Annotated in this window: 2 protein-coding genes; one reads left to right on the top strand and one right to left on the bottom strand. The window is 70.5% G+C overall.

Going from position 1 to position 3,308, the window contains the following annotated elements; genetic code table 11:
• A partial coding sequence (locus tag D588_RS0122615; RefSeq protein ID WP_017917617.1) for a LacI family DNA-binding transcriptional regulator occupies positions 1–651 on the bottom strand: 651 nt, incomplete at its 3' end.
• A gap of 131 nt (positions 652–782) precedes the next feature.
• Here D588_RS0122615 and D588_RS0122610 point away from each other — a divergent pair.
• The gene (locus D588_RS0122610) at positions 783–3,164 is read left to right on the top strand and encodes a GH92 family glycosyl hydrolase (protein ID WP_017917616.1); all 2,382 of its coding nucleotides are present in this window, start codon (positions 783–785) and stop codon (positions 3,162–3,164) included.
• The last annotated feature ends 144 nt before the right edge of the window (positions 3,165–3,308 follow it).

Below are 3,308 nucleotides of genomic sequence, written 5' to 3'. Positions count from 1 at the left end.
GACCGCGATGCCGGCGGCGGCCAGCGCCTCGCGGTAGCCGGCACGGCGCTCGGCGCAGGAACTGGACTGGCGGTGGCCGCCGAAGAAGGCGATGGCGCGGTGGCCCTGCGCCAGCAGGTGTTCGGTGGCCAGGCGCGCGCCGCGGCGGTTGTCCAGCGCCAGCAGCGGCCAGTCGCCGTCCAGCGCGCGGTTGAACAGCAGCACCGGCAGGCGCGGCCCCAGCAACTGGCGCAACCGCGCCGCGTCGGTGTTCTCGGTGGGCGAGAGGATCATCGCCGCCGGGTGATGCTCGATCAGCGAGGCCAGCACGGTCTGCTGGCGCTCCGGCGATTCGCCGGTGCTGCCCATCAGCATCACGTAGCCGGCCTCGGCCAGCGCCGCGTCCACGCCGCCGGCGAACTCGGCGAAGAACGGATTGGCCAGGTCGTTGACCACCAGCGCCACCGCGTTGGACGCGCGGCCGCGCAGGCTGGCCGCGCCGCGGTGGTAGACGTAGCCCTGGCGGGCGATCTCCGCCGCCACCCGCGCGCGCGTGTCCGCATGCACCAGCGGGCTGTTGCGCAGCACCAGCGACACGGTCGCCCGCGACACGCCGCAGGCGGCGGCGATGTCGGACACGGTGACGCGTTTGTCGGCGGGAGACGGCGCCACGGCGGATTAGACCGGTTCAAAAGGTCGCTCATCCTGCGCTGTCGTGATCCGATCCGCATTTTGCAGTGCAGCAAGGCATTGCAGTGGCTTTGTGCTATCCGTTTGGATCGATTCGATACGGGGAGCCTGCCATGCGCAGCTCGAGGACGCTGGGCGGCGTTGCCGCGCTGCTGCTGGCCGCGCTGTGGCCGATCGCATCCGCCGTCGCGGCGGCGGGCGGTAACGCCGGCGAGCGTGCGGTGGCCGCGGTGGACCCCTTCATCGGCACCGGCGGCGAGGGCCACACCTATCCCGGCGCCACGGTGCCGTTCGGCATGGTCCAGCTGAGTCCGGACACGCGCATCCAGCCGCGCAAGGACGCCTACGGCTGGGCGGCCGGCTACCGCTACGACGACCGCAGCCTGGTCGGCTTCTCGCATACGCATTTCTCCGGCACCGGCCACTCCGACCTGGGCGACGTGCTGCTGATGCCGATCAGAGGCGCGGTGCGGCTGGAGCGTGGCGACCCGGACAAGCCCGGCAGCGGCTACAGCGCGCGCTTCCGCCACGACGACGAGCGCGCCGAGCCGGGCTACTACGCGGTGACCCTGGACGACGACAAGGTGCGCGCCGAACTCACCGCCAGCGCCCGCGTCGGCGTGCACCGCTACACCTACCCCGCCGGCCAGCCGGCGCACGTGCTGCTGGACCTGCGCACCAGCCTGTACGACTACCCGGGCAAGATCAGTTGGTCGCGGCTGCGCCTGCGTGCCGACGGCACCGTCACCGGCTTTCGCGAGACCCGCGGCTGGGCGCCGGGGCGGCAGCTGTACTTCGCCCTACGCTTCTCGCAGCCGCTGCGCGGCCACGCCTTCCACAACACCGAGCAGGACATCCCCTATAAGGGCTTTCCGCCGCCGGGCGACAACGACCCCACCCAGCGCGCGCAGATCGAAGGCCGGCAACTGGTGGGCAGCTTCGATTTCGGCGACGCCCTGCGCGGGCCGCTGCTGGTGAAGGTGGCGATCTCGCCGGTCAGCGAGGACAGCGCCATCGCCAATCTCGACGCCGAAGTGCCGGGCTGGGATTTCGACGGCGTGCGCCGCGCGGCGCGTGCGCAATGGGCGCAGGCGCTGGGTGCGGTGGAGGTGGACGCGCCGCCCGCGCAGCGCACCCAGTTCTACACCGCGCTGTACCACAGCCTGCTCGGCCCGACCCTGTTCATGGACAGCGACGGCCGCTACCGCGGGCCGGACAACGCCGTGCACCAGGCGCAGGGCTACACCCACTATTCGACGTTCTCGCTGTGGGACACCTACCGCGCGCTGCATCCGCTGCTGACCATCGTGCAGCCGCCGCAACGCACCAACGACATCGTCAACTCGCTGCTCGCGCACCAGCGCGAAAGCCCCTACGGCGTGCTGCCGGTGTGGGCGTTCCACGGCCTGGAGACTTGGTGCATGATCGGCTACCACGCGGTGCCGGTGATCGCCGACGCGTACATGAAGGGCATCCGCGGCTACGACACCGACGCTGCGCTCAAGGCCATGGTGGCCAGCGCCAACTACGGCCCCTACGACGGCATCGCCCAGTACCGCGAACTCGGCTATGTGCCGATCGACGAGGAAGGCGAGGCCGCTTCCAAGACCCTGGAATACGCCTTCGACGACTGGACCATCGCGCGCATGGCCAAGGAGATGGGCCGCAGCGAGGTCGCCGCCGCCTTCGCCAAGCGTGCCGGCAACTGGCGCAACGCCTTCGACCCGGACACCGGCTTCATGCGCGCGCGCAAGCGCGACGGCGCCTTCCGCACTCCGTTCGATCCGGACGCCAGCGGCTACGGCACCGACTACACCGAAGGCAACGCCTGGCAGTACTCCTGGTACGTGCCGCAGGACGTGGCCGGCCTGGCCCGTGCGCACGGTGGCGACGACAAGCTGCTGGCGCGGCTGGACCAGGTGTTCGACGCCAAGGTCGATCCCAAGGTGTTCGCGCACATGGAGGACATCACCGGCCTGATCGGCTGGTATGCGCACGGCAACGAGCCCAGCCACCACGTGGCCTACCTGTATGCCTATGCCGGGCAGCCGTGGCGCACCCAGGCGCGGCTGCAGCAGATCATGCGCAGCCAGTACGCAGCGCGCCCGGACGGGCTGGCCGGCAACGACGACATGGGACAGATGTCGGCCTGGTACGTGTTCACCGCGCTGGGCTTCTACCCGGTGGCGCCGGCCAGCAACCAGTACATCCTCGGCCGCCCGTTCCTGCCGCGCGCCACCCTGGCGCTGCCCAACGGCAAGCGCTTCACGGTGATCGCCGACGGCCTGGACGACGCGCATCCCTATGTCGGCAGCGTCACCCTCAACGGGCGGCCGCTGAACCGCGCGTTCCTGCGCCACGAGGAACTCATGGCCGGCGGCGAACTGCGCTTCACCCTGCAGGCCACGCCCAACACCGCCTGGGCGGCGGGCGCGGGTACCGAGCGCGCGTTTTCGATGAGCCCAGGCGGGGCGGATGCGCCAGGGGACCAATAGCACGGCCTTCCCGTGGGGAGGTACTGAGAACGTGGCTGCGACGAACCGGTCGCGCGACTACCGCCACCGCCTTGTAGCGGTACGAGGAGCGCTGCATGAGGTGCGTCTAGATGTGTAAACCCACCACGTTGTTCAGTGGAATTC

This window comes from Xanthomonas sp. SHU 308 (genome assembly GCF_000364645.1).
In the GTDB taxonomy this organism is placed as follows: Bacteria; Pseudomonadota; Gammaproteobacteria; order Xanthomonadales; family Xanthomonadaceae; genus Xanthomonas_A; species Xanthomonas_A sontii.
The sequence above is the reverse complement of the archived record's forward strand: the minus strand, read 5'-3'. Positions and strand labels throughout refer to the sequence as shown.